Source organism: Stenotrophomonas sp. P2112 (genome assembly GCF_041897515.1).
Classification (GTDB): Bacteria; Pseudomonadota; Gammaproteobacteria; order Xanthomonadales; family Xanthomonadaceae; genus Stenotrophomonas; species Stenotrophomonas sepilia.
Genome location: NZ_CP169216.1, coordinates 1166636 through 1189416 on the forward strand (window position 1 = coordinate 1166636; position 22781 = coordinate 1189416).

The window sequence follows — 22781 nt, forward strand, 5'->3', positions numbered from 1 at the left end:
ACGAAAGGAAGAAGCGCGGGAAGGGGCGAAGCAGGTCAGACGGTGCGACGACGGCGCAGCGCGTAGCCCAGCAGCAGCACGCCACCGAGCAGGGCGCCGCCGAAGCCGACGCCGGGCAACAGCGCGGCAACCGGCAGCAACAGGGCGATCAGGCTGACGCCCCAGCCCAGGCCGTCATTGCCGACGGGGGCATGCTGTGGGCCGGCCAGCAGCCGGTCCACGCTGAGCGCGCCACCGCCGTTGAGGATCAATGGCAGCAGCATGGCCAGGAACAGCAGCGGCAGCTTGAAGTTGCCGTAGCCCTGGTCTGTGATCGCGTAGCCCTGCCAGAGTTCACCCAGGCCGTTCCACTGGTCGGGCCAGTGCACGGCGGCGATGGCGACCACCGTCAACACCCAGAAGACGTAGGCCACCGAGCGCGTGGCCAGGCCGAGCAGCAGCATCACCGCACCCACCAGTTCCAGCCAGGTGGCCAGTTGCCAGTTCAACGATGCGGGCAGGGTGGAGAACGGGAACGGGAAGCGACCTTCCAGGTCGGCGAACCAGTTCTGGCCGCCCAGCTTCTCGCGGCCGGACTCAAAGAACTCCCAGGCCAGCAGGGTGCGCAGCGCCAATGGCGACAGCCAGCGGCCGACGGCGTCCAGGCGGGGGGTATACACGGAAGAGGCGGTGCTGATCATGGTGGTGTCCTGCGGGCCAGTGGTCGATGGAGGCCATTCCAGGCGGTGCAGGTATCGGCAACGTGTGCCGTTGCCCGGGGTTTTGTCAGCGACTGTGGCCGCGACCGGGGTTTCGTACAGTCCGATACAAAGACGATGCGTGGATGCACATCGGGGCGTTGTGCGCACGCGGGCGGGGAACGATGTCCGGCCGGTAGTAGCCGGCCTGGCCCGTCGCGCAAATGTATCCCAGTGTAGAAACCCGCCTGCGCCCTACAGTCCGGTACAACTCCGCGCCACGGAGAAACAGCGCCGATACACCGGCAGGCGGAAATGGCCACTCCCAACACCGGAGTGACACCCATGATCCGTACCTCCTTGCTTGCCGCCGCTCTCGCCCTGGCCGGCGCTGCCGCCCCCGCCTTCGCTACCCAGGCCGATACCGCTGCACCGCCCACCGTCATCCTGGTGCACGGCGCCTTCGCCGATGGCTCCAGCTGGAGCAAGGTCCTCACCACGCTGCACGACTGGAAGGTGCCGGCGGTGGCGGTGCAGAACCCGCTCACCTCACTGGCCGACGATGTGGCGGCCACCCGCCGCGCGATTGCCGCCGCGCCTGGCAAGGTGGTGCTGGTCGGCCACAGCTGGGGTGGCACGGTCATCACCGAAGCGGGCAATGACCCGAAGGTGCAGGCGCTGGTGTACGTGGCGGCCTTCGCACCGGATGCAGGGCAGTCTTCGGCGCAACAGGGCGAAGGCTTCCCGGTCGGGCCGGGCCTGGCCCGGCTGCAGGAGAGGGATGGCTACCTGACCTTGCCGGCCGATGCCATCGCCCAGGACTTCGCCCCGGACGTGATGAAAAAGTCGGCCGCACTGCTGTACAGCACGCAGGTCCCGTTGAAGGCCAGCGCGCTGGGCGAGGTGGTGAACGTGGCGGCCTGGCGCAGCAAGCCGAGCTGGTACGTGCTCAGCCGTGATGACCGCATGCTGTCGCCACAGCTGCAGGCCGCGACCGCACGTCGCATCGGTGCTCAGCTGCAATCGATCGGCAGCAGCCATGTGTCGCTGCTTTCGCATCCGGCGCAGGTGGCCGACAGCATCCTGGAAGCGGCGGGGGTGAAGCCGGTGGAGCTGCCGCTGGCCGAGCAGGGGGGCTGAGCGATGGCCGCACTGCGAGGGTACGCACGGCCGCTGCTGCTGGGCCTGCTGGGCGGAGCGGTGTTGTTGCTGGCATGGCCCAGCCCGGAGGCCGATGCGCGGCCGGCACAGGCCGTTCCCGCCACCGGGTTCGACGGTGGCGGGCCCTGGCACAACAGCCCACCGCTCACACTGAAGCAGTTGCGGGGACAGGTGGTGCTGGTCGAGTTCTGGACCTACACCTGCAGCAACTGCCTCAACGTGGCGCCGTATGTCCACCAGTGGCATGCACGCTACGCGCCGCAGGGCCTGAAGGTGATCGGCGTGCATACGCCGGAATTCGCCTATGAAGGGTTGCCCGGCAACGTGCGCAAGGCCATCGCGCGGTTGGATATCACCTGGCCGGTGGTGCAGGACAACCAGTACCGGATCTGGAACGCCTGGGGCAACCGCTTCTGGCCCGCGCTGTACCTGCTCGACCGGCAGGGGCGGGTGGTCTACCGCCATTACGGCGAGGGCGACTACGCACGTACCGAAAGCGAGATCCAGCGCCTGCTGGCCAGCCCTTGAGCCGCGCTACCATGGCCGCGCAGCGCGGCCCTGGCCTCCGTCTTCATCGAGAACGCAATGAACCATGTACCGCACATCCTGGTCGTCGACGATGACAGCGAGATCCGCCAGATGCTGGCCGACTACCTGCAGCGCAACGGCCTGCGCGTGAGCCAGGCCGACGGTGGCCGGGCCATGCGCGCGCTGATGGATACCCATGCGGTGGATCTGGTGGTGCTGGACGTGATGATGCCGGGCGAGGACGGCCTGAGCCTGTGCCGCAACCTGCGCGCCGGCAAGCATCGTGCGGTGCCGGTGGTGCTGCTGACCGCCCGCGATGACGAAACCGATCGCATCATCGGCCTGGAAATGGGCGCTGACGACTACGTGACCAAGCCCTTTTCCTCGCGCGAACTGCTGGCGCGCATCAACGCCGTGATCCGCCGCACGCAGATGCTGCCGCCGAACCTGCAGGTGAGCGAGGCCGGGCGCCAGCTCGCCTTCGGCGAGTGGCGCCTGGACACCACCGCGCGCCATCTGCTGGATGCGCAGGACACTGCGTATCCGCTCAGTGGCGCCGAGTTCCGCCTGTTGCGCGTGTTCCTCGACCACGCCAATCGGGTGCTTAGCCGTGACCAGCTGCTCAGCCTCACCCAGGGCCGCGATGCCGAACTGTTTGATCGCTCGATCGACCTGCTGGTCAGCCGCGTGCGCCAGCGACTGGGTGACGACGCGCGCGAGCCGACCTACATCAAGACCGTGCGCAGCGAAGGCTATGTGTTCAGCGTGCCGGTGCAGTTGCTGGGGCCGGACGAATGAACACCTGCGCACGCCGTCCACGCTGGCCGCGCACGCTGTCGGCGCGGCTGCTGCTGGTCCTGCTGGGCGGACTCACCCTGGCCCACGCGCTGTCCTTCGGCCTGCTGTTCTTCGAACGCTACCAGTCCACCCGTAGCATGATGCTGCGCAACCTCGACGAGGATGTGGCGGTGAGTGTCGCGCTGCTGGAGCACCTGCCTGTGGCGCAGCGTGAGGCCTGGGTGCCGCGGCTGGAGCGGCGCACCTACCGTTACCTGCTGCGCCCGGCCGCGGCCGGACCAGGGCTGCAGACCGATCGTGCACGCCAGGTCACGGCGATCATCGACGACAGCCTGCAGCACCGCTATCCGTTGCAGGCGCGCCAGGTGGCTCGCCTGCCGGAGCGGTTCGAGGTGGAACTGCGCCTGCACGACGGCACACCCTTGACCATTGAAGTCACTCCGTCGGGCCTGCCGCTGGCACGTTGGCTGCCCGCCGTGCTGCTGGTGCAGCTGGCGCTGCTGCTGGTGTGCGCGTGGTTGGCGGTGCGCCTGGCCCTGCGCCCGCTGCAGCAGCTGTCGCATGCGGTGGAGCATCTGCAGCCGGGCAAGGACGGGCCTGCACTGCCTGAAGATGGCCCTGCGGAAGTGGGCGGCGCGGCGGCTGCACTCAATGCACTGCAGGCACGCATTCGTGGCCATGTCAGTGAGCGCCTGCAGATCCTGGCCGCGATCTCGCATGACCTGCAGACCCCCATCACGCGCATGAAGCTGCGGGTGGAGACCCTGCCTGAAGACAGCACCCAGCAGCGCCTGCTGGCCGACCTCGATCACCTTGGGCAGCTGGTGTGTGAGGGCGTGGCCTATGCGCGCAGCAGCCACGTTGCCGCTGGCGCGCCGGTGTCGATGGACCTGGGCGCGTTCCTCGCCAGTGTGGTCGGCGACTACGAGGACATGGGCAAGCCGGTCACTGGCGGTGCGCCCGCTGGACTGGTCGTGCAGACCTGGCCGCAGCCGCTGCGCCGCGTGGTCGGCAATCTGGTCGACAACGCATTGCGCTACGCCGGCGCCGCCGAGATCGAGGCGGGCCGCGATAAGGCCGGAAGGGTCTGGATCAGCATTTCCGACCGTGGCCCCGGTATTCCCGAGGGCCAGCTGCAGGCAGTGCTGGCGCCGTTCCACCGGCTGGAAAGCTCGCGCAATCGCGATACCGGCGGGACCGGCCTGGGCCTGGCCATCGCGGTGCAGCTGGCGCAGTCGCTGGGCGGCTCGCTGCGGTTGCACAACCGCGAGGGTGGCGGCCTGCGGGCGGAACTGCAGCTGCCGGGCTGAGTTGCCCGGCCTTGTGTTCCAGCAAGGATGCTTCTGCTTCGGCCTTGGCGGTGAGCGCTTCACCGGTCATGAAACTCAGTGCATGCACGCAGCCGACAGCCGATGACCGGCATTTCACCCTGTCCATGCCACGCTGCGCGGAACCTGCCCAACCGGGACCGAGGCTGTTGAAGGCGAACACGCAATGACGGCGGCGCGGCAGCGCTCGATGTGGGTGGCGGGCCTGTCCACGGTGGTGGAGTGGTACGACTTCACCCTGTACCTGTACTTCGCCACGGTGCTGTCGCGGGTGTTCTTCGGCGGTGGCGAGCAGGCGTTGCTGGTGACCTTGGCCGGCTTCGCGGTGTCCTACCTGATGCGTCCGCTGGGCGCGCTGTGCTTTGGTCACCTGGGTGACCGGCTCGGCCGACGCTGGATGTTGCTGGCGTCGATGGCGTTGATGGCAGCGGCAATGCTGGCCACTGCGCTGCTGCCGACCGCGGCCACCGCAGGCGCCACGGCCGGCGTGCTGCTGCTGGTGCTGCGCTGCGTGATGGCGTTCTCGGTGGGCGGCGAATATACCGGCGTGGTGGCGTACCTGCTGGAAAGCGCACCGGCGCGCCGACGCGGCCTGGTTACGTCATTGGCTTCGGCGGCCAGCGAAGTGGGCGCACTGCTGGCGGTGGCGATCTCTGCACTTACCGTCGCGCTGCTGCCCACCGCGCAGCTGGACCGTTGGGGCTGGCGGATTCCGTTCCTCGTCGGCGCCGCGCTTGCGCTGGTGATCCTGATTGCGCGTTCGGGCATGCACGAGTCGCCGGAGTTCGAGCGCCAGCGCCGCGAAGGCAGCATTCCCGCCACACCACTGCGGCATGTGCTGCGGCATCATCCGTTGGCGGTGGCGCGCACGTTCGCGATTTCGGCGCTGGGATCGATCACTTACTACGTGGGCATCACCTATGTGCCTGCATTCCTGCACGCGCAGGGCCACGATGAGGGTGACGCACTGTGGCTGTCGACGATCGCGGCGGTGGCAGTGATCGCGATCACGCCCCTGTGTGGCGCATTGTCGGACCGCATCGGACGACGTCCGGTGTTGTTGGGCCTGACCGTGCTGGCAGCGCTGCTGCCGCTGTCCCTGTTTGCGTGGATGGCACAGGCGACGGCGCTGGGCATCGTGCTGGCGGCGGTGCTGCTGGCCTGCGTGGCCGGCGGTGTAAGCGCGGTGGCGGCCCCGGCCACGGCAGAGCAGTTCCCCGGCGAAGGCCGGGTCAGCGGGCTGGCACTGGGGGTAACCATGGCCACGGCGGTGTTCGGCGGTGCGACGCCGTGGCTGGCGCAATGGTGGGTGGAACGCAGCGGCTGGGCGGCGGCGCCGGGCGCGATGATCGCGCTGGTGGCGGTGCTGGTGCTGCCGGTGCTGTGGACCCTGCCCGAGACGGTCCCGGGCAGGGCCAGGCGCTAGCCGGTCAGACCTTCAGGGTCTGCTCGATGTCGGCCAGTACCGCGGCCGCATCCACACCGATGGCGATCGACTGCACCACGTGGCCGTCCCACACGCTGGGGCCGAATGCCAGGCCTTCCGGCTTGGGAATGGTCATGCCGCGGGCGACGCCGTCGGTGGCCACGCGCACGCTGGCGCGCTCGAACTGGAACAGTTCCGGGCGGGTCAGCGCGATGCACGCGCAGCAGTCATGCACGACCATGCCCTTGTGGCCGGCCTGCAGGTAGAAGTCCACGTAATCCTGCGACAGCGCACGGACCAGCTCGGCGTCGGCACCGCCGATGGTGGCCAGCTTATCCAGGCCGTCACGGTCCATTTCCACGCGGGTGGTCACGTCCAAGCCGATCGAGGTGACTGGCCAGCTGGCGGTGAACACCACGTCGGCGGCTTCGGCATCGCCCCAGATATTGGCCTCGGCGGCCGGGGTGATGTTGCCGTTGACGTGGAAGGCGCCGCCCATGATCACCACGCCGCGTACCAGGCCGGCGATGTCCGGGGCCTGCTGCAGGGCCAAGGCCAGGTTGGTCATGCGGCCGACCGCGACCAGGGTCACTTCGCCCGGATGGGCGCGGACCAGATCGATGATCAGCTGATGGGCCGGGCGGGCATCGGCGGCCACGTCCAGGCTGGCCGGCACCGGGTGGTTGCCCAGGCCGTTGTGGCCGTGGATGTGCACCGGCCACGCTTCCGGGGTGGCTTCCGGCTGCAGCGGGCCATCGGCACCGCGCGCGACCGGGGCGGCGAAGCCCCAGGCCTGCTTCAGGTACAGCGCGTTGTGCGTGGTCGACTCCACCGAGGCATTGCCGAAGGTGGTGGTGACACCGATCAGGTCGATCTGGGCGTGCTTGTGCAGGTAAAGCAGGGCCAGGGCGTCGTCGACGCCCGGGTCGGTATCGAAAATGACTTTCAGCATGTTGTTGTTCTTCTTCTTCCGTGTGGTGCGAGGGGCGCCGGCGGCCACGGGGCAGGCCGGCGCGCCCCCACATTGTCCCATCTTCATGACAGGCAGGGCCATTGCCGGGGTGGCAGGCCATAATGCCTCCAGTCCAGGCATGGAGTCGCCGAATGCTGATCGTTGCCCTTCTGCTGGTCCTGCTGGTGCTGGGCCTGAACGTGGTGGCCACCGTGGTGATCGTCAGGCGTGATGGGCTGTCGGCGGGTGGCCGGACGGTGCAGCTGCTGCTGGTCTGGCTGCTGCCGCTGGTCGGCGCCATCCTGTGCATGGCGGTGGCTACGGCCGATGGCTCCGGGATCCGGGGCGACAACAGTTTCGGCGATGGCTACGATCATCCGGGCGGCCAATCCGGCGACAGCTACAGCCATCAAAGTCACAGCAGCTCCGACTGCAGCAGCGACGGTGGCAGCGGTGACGGCGGCAGCTGCGGTGGTGGCGATTGACGAGATGTTCCAGGATGCCGGCCAGCGGCCGGCACTACCCAGCCGAGGTCACGCCCTGGTAGTGCCGGCCGCTGGCCGGCAACCTCATCCGCTCAACCGCCTCTACAGAACAGCGGTTGGCTGCGGCCGGTAGTGCCGGCCGCTGGCCGGCAACCTCATCCGCTCAACCGCCGCCTTCGGTCGGCAAGGGCGCTGGCACGTTCAACAACCCGCCCGCTGCCACATAGGCGGCCAATGCCTGGCCCTGGCTGAGCAGATGGCGCTCCATGGTGCGTTCGGCAGCCTGCGCATCGCGGCGGCGGAAGCACTCCATCAACTCGCGGTGTTCGGCCAGCGACTGCGCCGTGCGGCCCGGGGTCAGCAGCTGGCGGCCGCGATGCATCTTCAGGATGCGGTGCAGGTCGTGGGTGATGCGGATCAGCCACGGATTGCCCGCGTAATGCTGCACGGTTTCGTGGATCAGGTAGTTGTTGCGGTAGTACTCGGCAATGTTGCCCTCGGCCGCCGCCGCTTCCATCGCCGCATGCAGGGCCTCCAGTTGTTGCACGCCGGCATCGTCGATGTGCCTGACCGCCTCGTGTGCGCAACGGCCTTCCAGCATGGCCATTACCGGGAACAGCTGGTTGAGGTCTTCCAGCGTCAACCGGGTGACCCGGCTGCCACGACCTGCGTCGATCTGTACCAGGCCTTCGGCGGCCAGCAGCTTCAACGCCTCGCGCAGCGGCGTGCGGCTGATGCCCAGTTCTTCGCACAGCGCGGGCTCGTCGATCCACTCGCCCGGCGGCAGCCGGTAGTCGTAGATGCGCTCGCGCACGTGGTCGGCCACCTCTTCATACAGAGGCGCGCGCTTCTTCGGTGATCGCGGGGCGGGGGCAATGGCCATGGAGGAAGTGTACCGCCAGGTAGTGCCGACCGCTGGCCGGCAACCCGTGATCGCTGGATGGCTTCATGGGATTGCCGGCCAGCGGCCGGCACTACCGCTGGGCGGTTACATCCAGCCGGGCACCACGAATACCAGCCAGGCCAGCAGCGGTCCAAGCGCCACCACAAGACCGCTGTAGACCAGGAAGCGGCGGAACAGGGTTTCGCGCTCTTCCTTCGCTGCCGAGGCCACCACCAGTGCGCCATTGGTGGAGAACGGGCTGACATCGACGATGGTGGACGACACCGCCAGCGCGCAGATCACGCCGGCGGCGCTGAGGTGACCCTGCATCAGGAACGGCACCGCCAACGGAATCGTGGCGCCCAGCACTGCGGCCGACGAGGCGAATGCGGAGACGATGCCGCCGACGTAGCAGACCAGCAGCGCGCCGAGCAGCGGAATGCCGATGTCGGACACGCCATTGCCGATGAAGTCCACCGCGCCGGCATGTTCCAGCACGCCGATGTAGGTCACCACGCCACAGATCAGCAGCACGGTGGACCAGCTGATGCCATCGACCGCGCCCTTCTGGCTTTGTGGCGACAGCAGCGCCAGCGCCACCGCGACGGTGATCGAGACCAGGCCGACGTTGAGGTTGTAGATCAGCGCGGCCACGCCCAGGCCGAGCAGGCCGATCAGGGTGAACAACCGTTCGCGGGTCAGGCCCACCGCATCCAGTGCCGCCGGATCATTGCTGAGCGTGCCGCCGCCTGCTGCGACCAGCGCGCCATGGCCTTCGATCGCGAACTGGCGCGACGACGCCTGCGGGCCACCGGCCATCGCCAGTTCGGCATTGCCGATCGTTCCTGCCGCGGTGATCGAGCCGCGACGCAGCAGGGCGATGCCACCGAAGGCGAAGAAGCAGATCGTCGCCATCATGAAGTTGAAGCCCAGGCTGGTCAGGAACACCGCCATCTCGGTCACTTCCAGCCCGGCCTTCTGCACTACGCCATTGGTGATGCTGCCGTACACGCTGATCGGCGAGAAGCCGCCCGCCTGTGCGCCGTGGATGACCAGCAGGCCCATCATCAGTGGGTTGATGTTGTACTGCTTGGCAAAGCGCAGCGCGACCGGACCGATGATCGCGACCGCCGCCGGGCCCAGCGCACCGAACGCGGTCAGCACCGCGGTGATCACGAACATCACCCACGGGATGGCCACGATATGGCCGCGCACGGCTTTTACAGCCCAGTGCACCAGCAGGTCGATGGTGCCGTTCTTCTGCGCGATGGCGAACAGGTAGGTGATGCCGACCAGGGTCAGGAACAGATCGCCGGGAAAGCCGGCCAGGACCTCCTTGCCGCCCATGTCGACCCACAGCCCACCGATGATGAAGGCCAACGCGAAGGCGACCGCGCCCATGTTGATCGGCATCGCCGTGGCGACGATGAACATGATCACCAGGCCGATGATCGTTGCGATTTGTGGACTCATGCGCCCTCCCAGACACGTGACTCACGTACAGCGCGGATGGAGACCCGCCATCCCCGGGGTAAGGCGACGTACTGCGTGTTGCGTGATACGTACTGCTCGAACCCGTTACTGCAGCCGCTCCAGCGCACTGCGGACCCACGCCGCGGCGCCTTCCAGGCTCTGGAACTCTTCCACCGCGCGCACTTCGCAGCACGGATAGGCCGGTGCGACCATGCGCGCCAGCGCGTTGCCCGGGCCCAGCTGCAGGAAAACCCGCGCGCCGCGCTCGAAGGCCTGGCGCATCACCTGCGCCCATTCGATGGTCTGCGCCAGCTGCGCCGACAGCGTGTGGACCGCCATTGCGCGATCCCGCACCGGTCGCGCATCGATGCCGGCCAGCAGCGGCAGGCGTGGGGCCTGCAGTGGCGAGGCATGGAGTGCGGCAGCAAACGGTGCTACCGCCGCCGCCAGCAACGGTGTGTGTGCAGGCACGTGCACCGGCAGCGGACGGATGCCGGCACCCTGCGCCCGTGCGGCACCGGCCAGCCGCTGCAATGCGGCGTGCGTGCCGCCCACGATGAAATGGTCCTGCCCATTGGCGATGGCCACGTACGCACCGTGCAGATCGCACAGTGGCTGCAGTACATGGCGCTCCAGGCCAAGTACCGCCTGCAGGCCTGCATCGGCCGGGCTGGCGCCGTCCATCAACTGCGCGCGCTGCGCCGCCAGGGCAAGGCAGGTGGCCGCATCGAAGCTACCGGCGATGGCATGCGCGGCCAACTCGCCGATGCTGTAGCCGGCGGCCAGCGTCGGCGTTGGCACGTTGTCGCGCAGCCCCTGCCACTGAGCCAGAGTGGCCGCGCACAGCAGCGGTTGTGCCTGCGCATTGTCGAAACGGTCGTCGGCCGCCGCGGCGGAAAACACATCGCGGCCGAGCACCGTGCTGGCCCGATCAAGGGTGTGGCGCGCAGCCGGAAGATCGCGCACGCGGTCGAACATCGCTGCATGCTGCGCGCCTTGGCCGGGGCAGAGCAGGGCCAGGCTCATGCGCGCTCCTGCAGCAGCAGGAACCCGCTGCAGGCCAACAGGTCTGCGCTGCCGCCCGGGCTCAGCCGGCGCGCGACGAAGCCATCACCGATGCGACGCAGATGTGTCCGCCAGTCCGGCGCGAAGGTACCGCCCGCTTCCAGGAAGGTGCGGGCCTGCCGCTGGGCCCAGCGCAGGCCGTCGGCGCCGCCACGGTGCAGCAGGTTGAGGTCATCCACGCACGCGATCAGCTGCATCAGGGTCTGGCACATCGCGGCCTCGCGTGGCAGGCCGCTGGCCAGCGCGTGACGCATAGTAGGCAATGCCACGCCGCGCAGCAGCGGATAGCCGGTGGCCGCTTGTTCGCGCACACCCTGCACGCCGTGCCGTGCGCGCGCGCGCTGGCCAGGGCTGTTCGCATCCAGAGGTGCGTCGGCGAGCTCGGCAGACCAGCGGCACACTTCCTGGCAGACCTGCTCGCCCGTGGCGGCATGGCCCAGGCGGGAGCGACAGGCCGCGGCGGCCGCCACCAGCAGGCCGAGACTGAAGACCGCGCCACGATGGGTATTGACGCCGGCGGTCGCGCGCAGCATCGCGATCTCGGCGGCGATGCCACACCGGCGCAAGGCGTCGAAGTCCGTCCCGGCTGCACCGAGGCGGGCCACGGCGGTGAAGTAGTGGCGCAGTGCGAACAGGCTGCGCAGGAACGTGCCGGCGTCCATGTCGTGATGGCTGCCGCTGTCGAATGGCGTGACCAGTCCGGGCTTGGGTGCCAGCGCCAGCTCCGCATGCAGGCTGGCGACGGCGAGGCGCCCCAGACGCGCGCTGTCCACGGCAGCTGCCGGCCTGACTGCCGATTGCACGACGGCGTTCATGCGCTCACCCCGGCGGAGGCGAACAACGCATCGCGGAGTTCCAGTGCGGCACCATCGAGGCGCTTGACCAGTACCTCGCGGCTGCGTCCGGCGTACTCCCGCCAGTTCACGGCGGCGTCGCCGCCCAGGCACAGCTCGCCATCGACCCGCCGGTCGTGTTCGGCTTCCCATGCCTGTAGCCGTGCAGCCAGGGCATCGGCCTGCGCGGTGGTGTCGATCGGCCACAGCAGATCGACGTCCGAGCGCGCGTGCACATAGCGCAGGCCAGTAAGGTGCTGCCACGCGAAGGCACCGAATACGCGCGCCTCAGCGATGTTCTGCAGCACTTCAAGGGGCCGCCGCCAGTCCTGCGGAACGTCGCCTTTCAGCACCGCCTGGAGTGCCGGCGGCGGCGTGGTGCGCAGCACATCGTGTGCTGGCACGCGCAGGGCCAGGCGCAGTTTGTCCTCGGCGGGCGGCAGCGGCACGCCGAGACGCAGGCGTGGATCGGCATCGTCGGCGGCACGCCGCGCGACGATGGCCGGCCGGCCCTGTGCAAACCAGTCGGCCAAGCGCGACTCATGCGCGGCGATGTCCGCCTGCCAGCCGGCGTGCGCTGACAGCCAGACCAGCGTATGTCGGGGCAGCCGCTCAGGCATCGCCCTGGCTCACGGCTTCAGCCACGCGTGCGGCAAGCATGCGCCCGCCACGTTCGGCTCCGCGCACTGCGCGGCGGTCGCCATGGGCGGGCGTGCGCAGGGCCTGCAGAAGCTGCTGGGCAAGATTACCCTCCCACAACGATTCCACCGCACCCATCGCCACGTAGTTCTCCACGCCCGGTGCGAACACCGGTGAGGTCTGGCTCAGCGCCTGCAGTTTATCCAGCGGCTGCTTGGTCACCCGGGCCATCGCGCGCAGGTCCATCACCCGCACCTGCGCATCCGGCAGGGCATGGATGTGGTCGGCCATCAGCCCGAACGAGAGGAAGCCACCACTGACGGATTCACCGTAGACCAGCGTGACCAGTCGCGCGCCACGTCGACGCGCGAGATCCAGCGTCTGCGCCAGGTGCGCGAAACAGCCGTTGATGCCGAGCAGTTCGTCGCGGCGTGCCAGGCGCTGGCCGGCGGTGTCGACCAGCATCACGATCGGTTGCTGCGGATGCGCGGCGGTGCTGGCCAGCACCGTTTCGGCCAGTGCCAGTGCGTGGTCCACGCCCACCTCGAGCTTGTTGGCGGTGCCGATCACAGTCACATCGCCGTTGTCGGTGGTGGCGCTGCCGGTCAGCACCGAATCGCTCACCGCAATGGCATGCCCATGCGGAAACAGGGCATCGAGCAGTGTCTGCAACGGCATGCTCATGGCAGGCTCCGGTCGCCGGTGGCGGTGAGGAATTCATCGGTGTCGAGCAGTGGCAGGCGTTCGGGGTGGGCAATGCCCAGCCGCGCCCAGATCTCCAGGCCATCGCGGCAATCGCCCCAGGCCCGCACGCGCGCCTTCAAGGCCGCATGGCGTTCCTGCAATGCGGCCAGTGCAGCATCCGGGTCAGTGCTGCCCGCATCGGGGTGCAGCGCGTCGCGTGCGGCCAGCGCGAATGCTTCAAGGGCATCGGGCACCAGCACCTGCGCCTGGTCGATCAGGTACCGGTGCTTGCCACCGGTCACACGCCAGACCAGCGCGCGATCGCGTGAGTCGAACTCTTCCACGCCGCGAACGGTTTCGATCACCTCCGGTCCGGACAGCGACATCCGGCCTTCCTCGGACATGATGACCGTGTTGCAGCAGCGGGCAACGATGCCCATGCCACCGAAGGCGCCGTTGCCGCTGCCGATCAGCGCGATCACCGGCACGCCCGCTGCACGCGCGTCCAGGGTGGCGCGCATGATCTCGGAGATCGCAATCAGGCCCGCATTGGCTTCGTGCAGCCGCACGCCGCCGGTATCGAGCAGCAGCAGCACGCCGTCAGGGCGGGTGTACGCCGCACGGCGCAGCAGCCCGGTCAGCTTGGCGCCATGCACTTCGCCCACGCCGCCGCCCATGAATTCACCCTGTTGTGCGGCCAGCAGCACGTGTTTGCCCTGCATCCTGGCCTCGCCGACGACGATGCCATCGTCGAACGCGGCCGGCTGGTCGAGCTGGGCCAGGTGCGGACTCATCATCCGTCGCGCCGGGCCGAGGAACTCGTGGAACGAGCCGGCGTCGACCAGCCCGGCGATGCGCTCGCGCGCATCGGCTTCGTAATAGCTGTGGCGCTGTACGTGGTTCATGGCGCGCCTCCGGCCAGCAGGGTTTCCACGGCCTGGTCCAGGCGCAGGCTGACCACGGCCGGGGTCGCACCGGCGTCGTTGATCGAGACGCGCACATCGCGCAGCGGATGACGCTGTGCGAAGTCGTTGATCACCGCCTGCCAGATGCTGCCGAAGCCCTGCGCGGCGGTGATGACGCGCACCGTCATCGCGCCCTGCTGCGCCGCCGGTTCCAGCAGGATTTCCAGGTTGCCTGACGCCAGCACGCCCACCAGCACCGCATCGCGCGCGAACGGCACGTCGGTGCGGCCTTCGAATCGATAGTCGAGGGTTTCCATGCTCAGCCCCTTACCAGTTGCGGAAGCGCTTGGGCGGGTCGTACAGACCGCCGGACCAGCGCACCAGGTCCTTCACCGAACGCGCCGCCAGCAAGTCACGGCTGGCATCGCGCACGGAGATGCCGAGGTCACCGGGACGGCGGATCACGCCGCGGTCGCGCAGGTTCTCCACCATCGCGCGGTCGCGCCCGATGCCCACGGCGGTATAGCCGGCCACGCCACGGATCGCCTGTTCGCGCTCCTCGGGGGTGCGGCACAGCAGCAGGTTGGCGATGCCTTCCTCGGTCAGCACATGGCTGACGTCGTCGCCGTAGATCATCACCGGCGGCAGCGGCATGTTCGCGCGTTCGGCCAGTTCCCAGGCGTCGAGGCGGTCAACGAATGCCGGGGCCATGTGCTCGCGGAAGGTTTCCACCATCTGCACCACCAGTTTGCGCCCGCGTGGCATCTCGCCCGGGCGTGCGGCCTGCTGGCCGGCCTTGATCCAGGCCTCGCTGGCATGGCGGCGGCCGCGCGCGTCCGAGCCCATGTTCGGTGCGCCGCCAAAGCCGGCGATGCGGTCGCGGGTGGCAGTGGAGCTGTTGCCCTGCAGGTCGATCTGCAGGGTGGAACCGATGAACATGTCGCAGGCATACAGGCCTGCGGTCTGCGAGAACGCGCGGTTGGAACGCATCGAGCCGTCGGCGCCGGTGAAAAACACGTCGCCCCGCGCGGCAATGTATTTCTCCATGCCCAGTTCCGAACCGAACGAATGCACCGATCTGACGAAGCCCGATTCGATCGCCGGAATCAGTGCCGGGTGTGGGTTCAACGCCCAGTGCTGGCAGATCTTTCCCTTCAGCCCGAGCGATTCTGCGTAGGTGGGGAGCAGCAGTTCGATGGCGGCGGTATCGAAGCCGATGCCGTGATTCAAACGATTCACGCCGTACTCGGCGTAGATGCCCTTGATGGCCATCATTGCCATCAGCACCTGGATCTCGGAGATCTGCGCAGGGTCGCGGGTGAACAGCGGCTCGATATGGTTCGGCTTCGGCGCCTGCACCACGAAGTTGACCCAGTCCGCAGGAACATCGACGCGGGGGAGGCTGTCGACGATCTCGTTGACCTGGGCGATGACGATGCCGCCACCGAAGGCGGTGGCTTCGACGATCACCGGCGTGTCTTCGGTATTCGGCCCGGTATAGAGGTTGCCGTGGCGGTCGGCGGCCTGCGCGGCGACCAGCGCTACGCGCGGCGTAAGGTCGATGAAGTAGCGGCCGAACAGTTCCAGGTAGGTGTGGATGGCACCGATCTGGATGCGCCCTTCGGCCACCAGGTTGGCCAGTCGCACCGATTGCGGGCCGGAGAACGAGAAATCCAGTTTCGAGGCGATGCCACGCTCGAATACGTCCAGGTGCGAGGGCAGTGAGAGGACCGACTGCACCATGTGCAGATCATGCACGCGGGCGGGGTCGAGGTCGGCCAGCGCCTGGGCGAGGAAATCTGCCTGCTTCTGGTTGTTGCCCTCCAGGCAGACCTTGTCGCCTGGCTCCAGCACTGCGTGCAGCAACTCGCCGACGTCGCTGCTGGCGACCTCGCGTCCCCGGGCCCACGGCGCGGCACGTTCCAGGCGGGCCTGGCGACTGCGTTCCAACGTATCCCAGCTCGGGTTCATTGACCGGCTTCCGACGGGTGTTGGGATAATTACGGCATAATTACGAAGTGGGTACAACCTGCATTGCAGCAAAAAAGAAGGGCCCGCGCGGAGGCGGGCTCATTCAGGTAGGCCGCGACGGTGGGTCGTGGCGGAGGGCGTGCCGACCAACGGTCGGCACCCACCAGGCACCCACCGGTTCGCAGGTGGCTCAGTACTTCCAGCGCAGGCTGGCCGACACGAAGCGCGGCTCGCCGTAGTTGTTGTAGTCCAGGTTGGCCCAGTAAGTCTTGTCCAGCGCGTTGCGCACGCTCAGCGTTGCAGTCCAGCTGTCGCTGATGCGGTAGTTGGCATTGAGTTGCACCAGCATGTACGCCGGCTGGTTCACGGTCACCGTGCCGCCCAGCGGGTAGGCGATGTTGTAGCCCTGCACCTTGCTCTGCCACTGCAGGCCACCGCCGATGCTCAGGCGTTCCAGCGCACCGCGCAGCTGCAGTTGCGTGTTGAGCTGCAGCAGGTCCTTGGGCGGGTTGGCGTACAGCAGGTCGGTGGCGGCGCGGGTGACCTTGACGTGGGTGTAGCCGGCATTGACCGTCCAGCCCGGCAGGATTTCGCCGTTGATATCCATCTCCCAGCCACGCGCCTTGGTACCGTTGACGCCGATGTAGGCCGAGCTGCCGTCGCTGAGCGAACCCTCCGGCACGCCCATGTCACGCACCGCGTAGTTGTCCTGCTTGGCCTCGAACACAGCGGCATTTGCGGTCAGGCGGCCATCGAACCACTGCGTCTTGATGCCCGCTTCCAGGTTCGAGCCCTGCACCGGCGCCAGCAGGTTCTCGTTGCGGTCCTTGTAGTTCTGCGGATTGAAGATCTCGGTGTAGCTGGCATAGGCCGACACGTTCGGGGTGATCTCGTAGACCAGGCCCACGTACGGAGTGACTTCATCACTCACCTTGTACGCACCGCTGGTGCCGGTATAGGCGCCGGCGGCGTTGTAGGAGCGGGTGAGGGTTTCCCACCGGCTCAGGCGTGCACCGGCGATCAGCGACAGCGGATCGGCCAGGTGCAGGCGGGTGGCCAGATAGACGCCACTCTGCGTGGTCTTGGCCACGCGGCGCGCGCCGGTGCGGCGGTAGGTCACCTCGGAGATATCGCCGTTCCAGCTGTATACGTTGGGGATGTAGTAGCAGCGCTCGCGTGCACCCGTGGCGCTGACACACGTTGCCCAGTCGCTCGGGAAGTTCAGCGCCACGGTGTTCGTGGTCCCTTCCAGATCCGACCACTGGGCACCGACCGTGAGGTCGTGGTCGCGGCCGAACAGCGGGAAGTTGCCGGTCAGGTAAGCATCGACATTGCGGCGGGTGTCTTTCGAATCACCGGCGGCCGCACGCAGGAAGATGCCCGAGCCGGTCACCGGGTCCGGCTCCCCGGTGCCGTACAGCCGCACGTTCTGCACGTTGCCACGGGTGTAGGCGGTGTTGATCTTCAGCAGCCAGTTGTCGCCGAAACGCTGTTCCAGGTTGGCGAAGGCGGTGTTGCTCTCGCGCTTCCAGTAGCTCCACTTCGGCGACAGGTTGGTCGAGCGCGGCAGATGGGCGAAATTGCCCTGGTTGTCGAAGAACGGCACGGTGCCCCAGGTCGAACCGGTCGGGTTGTTGTCCTGGGTCTGGTAGCCGAGGGTGAGGGTGGTGCTGTCGGTGACATCGCCTTCCAGCACCGCCATGCCGGCCATCTTGTTCTCGTCGTAACGGTCGTAGTACAGCCCGCGATCGGTGTAAGCGGCGACCACGCGGCTGCGGAAACGGCCGTCATCGGTCAGCGGCGCGGTGACGTCGGCTTCCATGCGGCGGTAGTCCCAGCTACCGGCGCTGACCGCGAACGACGCGTCGAATTCCTCGCCGGGGCGCTTGCGCAGCAGGTTGACCGTGGCCGACGGCACGCCGGCGCCGCTGAGCAGGCCGTTGGCACCGCGGATCACTTCGATGCGGTCGTAGAAGGCGGTGTCGTATTCCTGGTTGGTGGAGCCGCTGTAGGTGGGGATGCCGTCGACCTGGAAGTCGGTGATGGCGAAGCCGCGCGCGTAGTACAGCGGGCGCTGCGTGTCATAGAAGGACACGCTGACGCCGGTCACGTTGCGCATCACATCGTTGATGCTGAACAGTGATTCGTCCTGCAGGCGCTGCAGGCTGATCGCGGTGGCCGACTGCGGGGTTTCCTGCAGGGTGATCGGCAGGCGCGTGGTGCTGGCCGGCGGAGCGGACTGCTCGGCCCGGACGCTGACCCGGTCCAGGGTCTTGGCATCGCCGGCGGCATCGGTGGCGGCGAACGCGGCGGGCGTGGTCAGCAGGGTCAGCGACGAAAGCAGGGCAGCCGGCAGCAGCGCGCGGCGGGGCAGGCGGTTACGGACAGGCAGGGGCATGGTGGGCTCGAGGCTTGGAAACGGGGGAAGGGCGGCAACAGTCGTCCAGCACCCGGGGCGGCGGCTTCGGGCACGGTCAGGTCCATCTGGAGCGGCGCGATCACTGCGCAGGGTGCAAATGTAAATAATTCTTAACAACATTACAATTCGCGTCATTGCGCAGGGGCTTCCCGGCGCGGAGCAGTGGCGGGCCGGGGTCGGATCCCGTTGCTGCAGACAATGGGCTCCGACCCCATCATCGACGCCCAATCGCAGGTCACAGCCCTCCCGTGCGGGAGGGATCCGACCCACCTCGCACAAAAACAAACGGCCACCCGAAGGTGGCCGTCCGTCTACATCGAAGGAACGCGCGGGCTTACAGCGCCTGCAGTTCCTCATTGGCATTGCGCTTTTCCTTCGCCGGTGCCGGAGCCGCAGCGGCCGGAGCCGGCACCGCCGCGTTCGCATCCACCGGCACCTCCAGGTACGGCAGGTGCAGGGTCTGGCTGGTCAGCGTGCGGATCTCGTTGACCAGTGCGGCGCTGTCGTTGAGCTTGCGCCCGTACGACGGCACGATCTCGCGCAGGCGGGTTTCCCAACCGGCCTTCATCTGGTCCGGGAAGGCCTTGGCCATCAGGTCCAGCATGATCGGCGGCGAGGTCGACGCGCCCGGCGACGCGCCGAGCAGCGCGGCGATGGTGTGGTCCTTGTCGGTCACGATCTCGGTACCGAACTGCAGCACCGGGCCCTTCAGCGGATCGCGCTTGATGATCTGCACGCGCTGGCCGGCGGTGACCAGCTTCCAGTCACCCGGCTTGGCATTTGGGAAGTACTTGACCAGTTCGGCCTGGCGGTCGGCATCGTTCAGGCGCGCCTGGCCCATCAGGTACTGCACCAGGTCCAGGTTGTCCTTGCCCACTTCCAGCATCGGGCCAACGTTGTTGTGGGTCACCGAGGAATACAGGTCCCACCACGAGCCGTGCTTGAGGAACTTGGTGCTGTACAGCGCGAAGGGCCCGAACAGGACCACCGGCTTGCCGTCCAGCTTGCGTGCATCCAGGTGCGGCACCGACATCGGCGGCGAACCGGTTTCGGCCATGCCGTAGGCCTTTACGCCATGGCGCGAGGTCACGTCCTGGCCCTGGAAGGCGAGGAACTGGCCACCGACCGGGAAGCCTGCGTAGTCCTTCGATTCCGGAATGCCCGACATCTGCAGCAGCTTCAGCGCGGCGCCGCCGGCACCGATGAACACGAAGCGGGTGTGAGTGGTGGTTTCGGTGCCGGCCTTGAGATCCTTCACCGTCACGTTCCAGCTCTTGTCGGCGTTCTGCCGCAGGGCGGTCACTTCATGGTTCAGGTGCAGGCTGAAGTTCGGGCTGCGCTGCAGGCCGGCGGTCAGCTGGCGGGTGATCACACCGAAGTTGACGTCGGTACCGAGCGGCATCCAGGTCGCGGCAACCTTCTGCTTCGGGTCACGGCCTTCCATCAGCAGCGGGGCCCACTGCTTGATCTGCGCCGGATCCTCGGAGTACTGCATGCCGTAGAACAGCGGGTTCTTCACCAGGGCCTGCTGGCGCTTGTGCAGGTAGGCGATGTTGTCATCGCCCCAGACGAAGCTCATGTGCGGGGTCGGGTTGATGAAGTCGCTGGGCTGGCTCAGCCGGCCTTCCTTCACCTGGTGCGACCAGAACTGGCGCGAGACCTCGAACGATTCGGCGATGCCGACCGCGCGCTTGGTCTCGATGCTGCCGTCGGGCAGTTCCGGGGTGTAGTTCAGTTCGGCGAACGCCGAGTGGCCGGTGCCGGCGTTGTTCCAGCCATCGGAGCTTTCACCGGCGACGCCGTCGAGGCGTTCGTAGACCTGGATGTTCCAGTCCGGCTGCAGTTCCTGCAGGTAGGTGGCCAGGGTGATGCTCATGATGCCGGCGCCGACCAGCACAACATCGACGGGCTTGTCGTTGCTGGCGGCGGGCACGGAGCGCTGGGTCAGTGGCCAGTACAGGAACAGCGCGGCGGCCAGCAACAGCAGCACGAGCAGGGCGAGCAGGGCCTTGCCAAATTTCTTCATGGGGGCGGGATCGTTGGCGGAGGGGAAGGGGTCAGGATGCGCGTGGGGCAGGGAAAGGGCGTGAAGAAACAACGCCTTGCAGCATCCATCCGCGATTCTAACCGGATCCGGTCGTTTTTTGATGCAACGCAGCATCCGACGTTTCGCGACGCTGTCACGTGGGCGGCAGGCGGCGCCCGGCGACGGTGGGGACCAGCTCAAGGATCTCGTCGCCGGCCTCATCGAGCTCGCCGGTCGGGCGCCAGCCCAGGCGGCGGTAGAAGCCATGCGAGCGCGAACGCGGGTCGGCCGAGCAGGCCAGGAACAGCCGCTGGTGGCCGGCATCGCGGGTCAGGCTGACCACGTCCTGCAGCAGCTGGCGGCCGATGCCGCGGCCCTCGTAGTCCGGCAGCAGGGCAAGCACCAGCACCTCGCCGCTGTCACGATCGGCGAAGCAGTAACCGGCCATGCGCTCGCCGTCCCAGGCGACGCGGCCGATCGAATCGCCCTGGGCGATGCCGGCTGCCCAGCTGTCCTCGGTGATGCCCAGTTCTGCCAGCTGGGCCGCACTGAAGGCGTTCTCGCGGGTGCGCCCGCGCAGGTCGATGCAGGCGGCGGCATCTTCGGGGCGGGCGTCGCGGACGAATACAGGCATGCAGGGCATCCTTGCAGTGATCGGCCGACCAGTATCCGCATCACGCATGGGCCTAGTGTGGAGCTTACGTGGAGATCCGATGGAGCAAAAAAGGGGACGGAGGGGATTAAGTCGTCTTTGCCCCGGATGTCGTTTGGGTCTTAAACGACTTAATCCCCTCCGTCCCCTTTTTCCCGCTGGGCGTCAGCGCTTGCGCCGGATCAGCGCGGAGGACGCATCCAGTACCGCGCGGGTCAGCAGGGCCATGGTCTGCACGTCGCCCTTCCAGTGCTGCCAGTACAGCGGCACGTCTTCCCACGCGCGCTGGCGCACGTAGACCAGTCGCCCGGCGTCCAGGTGGCGCTTGACCAGCGGCAGGGGGTTCATGGTCCAGCCCATGCCGCCGAGGTTGGCCTGCACGAAGGCCCGGGTGGAGGGAATCCACCAGGTCGGTGCGGTGCTGGGCAGGTCGTCGCCGGCCATGCGCCGGGCGAAGCGCGACTGCATTTCGTCCTTGCGGTTGAACACCAGCACCGGTGCCTGCGCCAGCGCCTGCGCGGTCACGCCCTTGGCAAAGTGGCGTTCGCGGAACTCCGGCGTGCAGGTCGCTGCATAGCGGATGCTGCCCAGCGCATGGATCTGGCAGCCCTGCACCGGCTCGTCCAGCGTGGTCACTGCGCCCAGCACCGTACCCTGGCGCAGCAGCTCCACGGTGTGGTCCTGGTCTTCCACACGCAGGTCCAGGGTGGTGCCGGTGGTCTGCGCGAACTGGTAGGCGGCCTGCGGAAACCAGGTTTCCAGGCTGTCGTGGTTCACCGCCACCGGGATGCTGGCCTGGGGCAGGTCCTCATCGGCCAGGCCCATCCGGTGCAGCGCATCGTGTTCGAGCAGGGCGGTCTGCTCGGCCAGCTGCACCAGCAGCTGCCCCTCGGCGGTGGCGGTGGCCGGGGTGCCGCGCTTGACCAGCAGGCGGCCGATCCGGTCCTCCAGTGCCTTGACCCGCTGCGAGATGGCCGAGGGCGTGACATTCAACGACTGTGCGGCGCGGTCGAAGCTGCCTTCGCGGATCACCGCGGCCAGGGCGCGCAGCTGGGCATGATCGATGCGCATCGAATTAAGCTCCGCTAATGTTGGTTTAGGAAGTTTAGCTCGTCTTTTCCATGTTGCGGCGCGACAATGGCGTCCGTTCCGGTGCTGTCCGCCTTCGCGAGGCACCGTCCCCCCAAGCAATACAAGGCAGTGAATCCCATGTTCTCGGTCATCTCCGCCAGCACCGGCCTCGGTGCCTGGTTCTCTGGTGCAGCCACCGGCATCGGCCTGTTCGCGGTGGTCGGCGCCCAGAGCGCCTTCATTCTGCGCCAGGGCATCCTGCGCAAGCACATCGTGCCGGTGGTCGCCACCTGCGCGGCCATCGATGCCATCTTCATCTTCGCCAGCGTGGCCGGCCTGCGCACGCTCACCTCGGCGCTGCCGTGGCTGACGACCGCCGTGCTGTGGACCGGTGTCGCGTTCCTGGCCTGGTATGCGATGAAGTCGGCACGCCGTGCGATCGCCGGGGGTGGTGGCATGGGCGAGGCCGACAGCGATGACGGCAGCCGCCGCGCGGTGCTGATGGCTGCGGTCGGCTTCTCGCTGATCAACCCGCACTTCTGGCTGGACATGATGGTGATCGGCTCCATCGCCGAGAACTTCGGCAACGCCCGCATGGCCTTCGCTGCCGGCGTGGTCACCGCCAGCTGCCTGTGGCTGACCGCGCAGGGCCTCGGCGCCCGCCTGCTGGCGCCGCTGTTCACCAAGCCCAGCACCTGGCGCGTGCTCGACGGCACCATCGCCGTGATCCTCAGCATCCTGGCCCTCATGTTGGCGGTGCGCGGGGTCCACTGACCCGGCGCACGTCCCCCGAACCCACGTCCTG

At 67.8% G+C, this 22781-nt stretch carries 22 protein-coding genes; 7 read left to right on the plus strand and 15 right to left on the minus strand.

Annotated features, from left to right (window positions below; all coding sequences use genetic code 11):
• Nucleotides 1-35: 35 nt before the first annotated feature.
• Complete coding sequence (locus tag ACEPA4_RS05480) at nt 36-680, minus strand: DoxX family protein (RefSeq protein ID WP_005415661.1); 645 nt, start codon at nt 678-680, stop codon at nt 36-38.
• Nucleotides 681-1022: 342 nt separating this feature from the next.
• Here ACEPA4_RS05480 and ACEPA4_RS05485 point away from each other — a divergent pair, with 342 nt between their 5' ends.
• The 5 genes from ACEPA4_RS05485 to ACEPA4_RS05505 all read left to right on the plus strand — a co-directional run bounded on the left by ACEPA4_RS05485 (nt 1023) and on the right by ACEPA4_RS05505 (nt 5918).
• Complete coding sequence (locus ACEPA4_RS05485) at nt 1023-1817, plus strand: alpha/beta fold hydrolase (RefSeq protein ID WP_005415662.1); 795 nt, start codon at nt 1023-1025, stop codon at nt 1815-1817.
• Between the two features lie 3 nt (nt 1818-1820).
• Entirely contained in the window at nt 1821-2366 is a 546-nt protein-coding gene (locus tag ACEPA4_RS05490; RefSeq protein ID WP_065178136.1) for a redoxin family protein, read from the plus strand.
• Between the two features lie 57 nt (nt 2367-2423).
• Complete coding sequence (locus ACEPA4_RS05495; RefSeq protein ID WP_005415664.1) at nt 2424-3164, plus strand: response regulator; 741 nt, start codon at nt 2424-2426, stop codon at nt 3162-3164.
• A complete protein-coding gene (locus tag ACEPA4_RS05500; RefSeq protein ID WP_139726810.1) occupies nt 3161-4474 on the plus strand; it encodes an ATP-binding protein in 1314 nt (437 codons plus the stop codon). Before ACEPA4_RS05495 ends, ACEPA4_RS05500 begins: the two co-directional genes overlap by 4 nt.
• Before the next feature lie 184 nt (nt 4475-4658).
• On the plus strand, nt 4659-5918 hold the full coding sequence (locus ACEPA4_RS05505; protein WP_065178134.1) for an MFS transporter: 1260 nt from the start codon (nt 4659-4661) through the stop codon (nt 5916-5918).
• A 4-nt stretch (nt 5919-5922) separates the two neighbouring features.
• Here the strand turns inward: ACEPA4_RS05505 and ACEPA4_RS05510 are convergent, their stop codons facing one another.
• On the minus strand, nt 5923-6870 hold the full coding sequence (locus ACEPA4_RS05510) for a nucleoside hydrolase (RefSeq protein WP_262090023.1): 948 nt from the start codon (nt 6868-6870) through the stop codon (nt 5923-5925).
• 152 nt (nt 6871-7022) lie between these two features.
• On the opposite strand from ACEPA4_RS05510, the gene ACEPA4_RS05515 reads away from it, so the two are divergent.
• Nucleotides 7023-7355, plus strand: coding sequence for a hypothetical protein (locus tag ACEPA4_RS05515; RefSeq protein ID WP_065196562.1), 333 nt, complete (start codon nt 7023-7025; stop codon nt 7353-7355).
• Nucleotides 7356-7518: 163 nt separating this feature from the next.
• Here the strand turns inward: ACEPA4_RS05515 and ACEPA4_RS05520 are convergent, their stop codons facing one another.
• From ACEPA4_RS05520 to ACEPA4_RS05580, 13 genes are all read right to left on the minus strand, one after another.
• A complete protein-coding gene (locus ACEPA4_RS05520; protein ID WP_065196561.1) occupies nt 7519-8238 on the minus strand; it encodes a GntR family transcriptional regulator in 720 nt (239 codons plus the stop codon).
• Nucleotides 8239-8343: 105 nt separating this feature from the next.
• Entirely contained in the window at nt 8344-9711 is a 1368-nt protein-coding gene (locus ACEPA4_RS05525; RefSeq protein WP_049445977.1) for an SLC13 family permease, read from the minus strand.
• Nucleotides 9712-9816: 105 nt separating this feature from the next.
• Nucleotides 9817-10737 carry a malonate decarboxylase subunit epsilon gene (gene mdcH / locus ACEPA4_RS05530; protein WP_065196560.1) on the minus strand — a complete coding sequence of 307 codons (921 nt, stop codon included), beginning with the start codon at nt 10735-10737 and terminating at the stop codon, nt 9817-9819.
• Nucleotides 10734-11591 (minus strand): triphosphoribosyl-dephospho-CoA synthase MdcB, encoded by an 858-nt coding sequence (gene mdcB, locus ACEPA4_RS05535; protein ID WP_065186001.1) that lies wholly within the window; start codon nt 11589-11591, stop codon nt 10734-10736. Before mdcB ends, mdcH begins: the two co-directional genes overlap by 4 nt.
• Nucleotides 11588-12229, minus strand: a complete 642-nt coding sequence (mdcG, locus tag ACEPA4_RS05540; RefSeq protein ID WP_065178129.1) for a malonate decarboxylase holo-[acyl-carrier-protein] synthase — start codon at nt 12227-12229, stop codon at nt 11588-11590. Before mdcG ends, mdcB begins: the two co-directional genes overlap by 4 nt.
• Complete coding sequence (gene mdcE, locus ACEPA4_RS05545) at nt 12222-12926, minus strand: biotin-independent malonate decarboxylase subunit gamma (RefSeq protein ID WP_262090042.1); 705 nt, start codon at nt 12924-12926, stop codon at nt 12222-12224. Before mdcE ends, mdcG begins: the two co-directional genes overlap by 8 nt.
• Nucleotides 12927-12928: 2 nt before the next feature.
• Complete coding sequence (locus ACEPA4_RS05550; protein WP_065178128.1) at nt 12929-13837, minus strand: biotin-independent malonate decarboxylase subunit beta; 909 nt, start codon at nt 13835-13837, stop codon at nt 12929-12931.
• Nucleotides 13834-14154: a malonate decarboxylase acyl carrier protein gene (mdcC, locus tag ACEPA4_RS05555; RefSeq protein WP_065178127.1), complete on the minus strand. Its 321-nt coding sequence runs from the start codon at nt 14152-14154 to the stop codon at nt 13834-13836. The genes ACEPA4_RS05550 and mdcC overlap by 4 nt, the downstream gene beginning before the upstream one ends.
• A 10-nt stretch (nt 14155-14164) precedes the next feature.
• Nucleotides 14165-15808: a malonate decarboxylase subunit alpha gene (gene mdcA, locus ACEPA4_RS05560; protein WP_065185999.1), complete on the minus strand. Its 1644-nt coding sequence runs from the start codon at nt 15806-15808 to the stop codon at nt 14165-14167.
• Nucleotides 15809-15998: 190 nt separating this feature from the next.
• Nucleotides 15999-18206: a TonB-dependent siderophore receptor gene (locus ACEPA4_RS05565; protein ID WP_374083014.1), complete on the minus strand. Its 2208-nt coding sequence runs from the start codon at nt 18204-18206 to the stop codon at nt 15999-16001.
• Between the two features lie 355 nt (nt 18207-18561).
• The gene (gene mqo / locus ACEPA4_RS05570; RefSeq protein ID WP_005415670.1) at nt 18562-20253 is read right to left on the minus strand and encodes a malate dehydrogenase (quinone); all 1692 of its coding nucleotides are present in this window, start codon (nt 20251-20253) and stop codon (nt 18562-18564) included.
• Between the two features lie 154 nt (nt 20254-20407).
• The gene (locus ACEPA4_RS05575) at nt 20408-20887 is read right to left on the minus strand and encodes a GNAT family N-acetyltransferase (protein WP_053497651.1); all 480 of its coding nucleotides are present in this window, start codon (nt 20885-20887) and stop codon (nt 20408-20410) included.
• A gap of 183 nt (nt 20888-21070) precedes the next feature.
• Nucleotides 21071-21976 (minus strand): LysR family transcriptional regulator ArgP, encoded by a 906-nt coding sequence (locus tag ACEPA4_RS05580; RefSeq protein WP_049416399.1) that lies wholly within the window; start codon nt 21974-21976, stop codon nt 21071-21073.
• 138 nt (nt 21977-22114) lie between these two features.
• On the opposite strand from ACEPA4_RS05580, the gene ACEPA4_RS05585 reads away from it, so the two are divergent.
• Complete coding sequence (locus tag ACEPA4_RS05585; protein WP_005415673.1) at nt 22115-22750, plus strand: LysE/ArgO family amino acid transporter; 636 nt, start codon at nt 22115-22117, stop codon at nt 22748-22750.
• Nucleotides 22751-22781: the final 31 nt, after the last annotated feature.

What these genes read in the sequence shown, in the direction of transcription:
- ACEPA4_RS05500 (WP_139726810.1), top strand. Translation starts at nt 3,161, where the DNA reads ATGAACACCTGCGCACGCCGTCCACGCTGGCCGCGCACGCTGTCGGCG.
- mdcA (WP_065185999.1), bottom strand. Translation starts at nt 15,808, where the DNA reads ATGAACCCGAGCTGGGATACGTTGGAACGCAGTCGCCAGGCCCGCCTG.
- mdcG (WP_065178129.1), bottom strand. Translation starts at nt 12,229, where the DNA reads ATGCCTGAGCGGCTGCCCCGACATACGCTGGTCTGGCTGTCAGCGCAC.
- ACEPA4_RS05585 (WP_005415673.1), top strand. Translation starts at nt 22,115, where the DNA reads ATGTTCTCGGTCATCTCCGCCAGCACCGGCCTCGGTGCCTGGTTCTCT.
- ACEPA4_RS05515 (WP_065196562.1), top strand. Translation starts at nt 7,023, where the DNA reads ATGCTGATCGTTGCCCTTCTGCTGGTCCTGCTGGTGCTGGGCCTGAAC.
- mdcH (WP_065196560.1), bottom strand. Translation starts at nt 10,737, where the DNA reads ATGAGCCTGGCCCTGCTCTGCCCCGGCCAAGGCGCGCAGCATGCAGCG.
- ACEPA4_RS05580 (WP_049416399.1), bottom strand. Translation starts at nt 21,976, where the DNA reads ATGCGCATCGATCATGCCCAGCTGCGCGCCCTGGCCGCGGTGATCCGC.
- mdcC (WP_065178127.1), bottom strand. Translation starts at nt 14,154, where the DNA reads ATGGAAACCCTCGACTATCGATTCGAAGGCCGCACCGACGTGCCGTTC.
- ACEPA4_RS05490 (WP_065178136.1), top strand. Translation starts at nt 1,821, where the DNA reads ATGGCCGCACTGCGAGGGTACGCACGGCCGCTGCTGCTGGGCCTGCTG.
- mdcE (WP_262090042.1), bottom strand. Translation starts at nt 12,926, where the DNA reads ATGCCGTTGCAGACACTGCTCGATGCCCTGTTTCCGCATGGGCATGCC.
- ACEPA4_RS05525 (WP_049445977.1), bottom strand. Translation starts at nt 9,711, where the DNA reads ATGAGTCCACAAATCGCAACGATCATCGGCCTGGTGATCATGTTCATC.
- ACEPA4_RS05550 (WP_065178128.1), bottom strand. Translation starts at nt 13,837, where the DNA reads ATGAACCACGTACAGCGCCACAGCTATTACGAAGCCGATGCGCGCGAG.
- ACEPA4_RS05565 (WP_374083014.1), bottom strand. Translation starts at nt 18,206, where the DNA reads ATGCCCCTGCCTGTCCGTAACCGCCTGCCCCGCCGCGCGCTGCTGCCG.
- ACEPA4_RS05505 (WP_065178134.1), top strand. Translation starts at nt 4,659, where the DNA reads ATGACGGCGGCGCGGCAGCGCTCGATGTGGGTGGCGGGCCTGTCCACG.
- ACEPA4_RS05485 (WP_005415662.1), top strand. Translation starts at nt 1,023, where the DNA reads ATGATCCGTACCTCCTTGCTTGCCGCCGCTCTCGCCCTGGCCGGCGCT.
- ACEPA4_RS05480 (WP_005415661.1), bottom strand. Translation starts at nt 680, where the DNA reads ATGATCAGCACCGCCTCTTCCGTGTATACCCCCCGCCTGGACGCCGTC.
- ACEPA4_RS05575 (WP_053497651.1), bottom strand. Translation starts at nt 20,887, where the DNA reads ATGCCTGTATTCGTCCGCGACGCCCGCCCCGAAGATGCCGCCGCCTGC.
- ACEPA4_RS05520 (WP_065196561.1), bottom strand. Translation starts at nt 8,238, where the DNA reads ATGGCCATTGCCCCCGCCCCGCGATCACCGAAGAAGCGCGCGCCTCTG.
- mqo (WP_005415670.1), bottom strand. Translation starts at nt 20,253, where the DNA reads ATGAAGAAATTTGGCAAGGCCCTGCTCGCCCTGCTCGTGCTGCTGTTG.
- ACEPA4_RS05510 (WP_262090023.1), bottom strand. Translation starts at nt 6,870, where the DNA reads ATGCTGAAAGTCATTTTCGATACCGACCCGGGCGTCGACGACGCCCTG.
- ACEPA4_RS05495 (WP_005415664.1), top strand. Translation starts at nt 2,424, where the DNA reads ATGAACCATGTACCGCACATCCTGGTCGTCGACGATGACAGCGAGATC.
- mdcB (WP_065186001.1), bottom strand. Translation starts at nt 11,591, where the DNA reads ATGAACGCCGTCGTGCAATCGGCAGTCAGGCCGGCAGCTGCCGTGGAC.